This window comes from Blautia sp. AF19-13LB (genome assembly GCF_003479105.1).
GTDB classification, from domain to species: Bacteria; Bacillota; Clostridia; order Lachnospirales; family Lachnospiraceae; genus Fusicatenibacter; species Fusicatenibacter saccharivorans.
Genome location: NZ_QUGO01000056.1, coordinates 1,610 through 1,862, shown reverse-complemented (window position 1 = coordinate 1,862; position 253 = coordinate 1,610). Strand labels below are relative to the sequence as shown.

The window sequence follows — 253 nt, the reverse complement described above, 5'->3', positions numbered from 1 at the left end:
TCTCTGAATGAACTGGAAACCGCCGGACTTATCATGCGGGTGCGTCAGGGCGTTGGAGAACCGAACCGGATTTATGTGCTGATACCGGGAAAGGAGGACACAGCCCTTGCCTGATACCTCAAAGCTGGAAAAGCTAAACCGGGAACTGGAGAAAAGCGAAAAGAAACTGCGGAAAGCCATCAATGATGAAAAGGCATTGCAGCACAAGTTAAAGCAGCTTACCCGAAAGGAACGGACACACCGGCTCTGTACT

General features: G+C 50.6%; 1 protein-coding gene and 1 pseudogene. Both read left to right on the top strand.

What is annotated here, in order from left to right:
- Positions 1–114: pseudogene (locus DWX32_RS19175) on the top strand (DeoR family transcriptional regulator); the annotation flags it as partial.
- On the top strand, positions 107–253 hold a 147-nt coding region (locus DWX32_RS19170; protein WP_118660875.1), incomplete at its 3' end, for a DUF3847 domain-containing protein. The pseudogene DWX32_RS19175 and the gene DWX32_RS19170, both read left to right, overlap by 8 nt.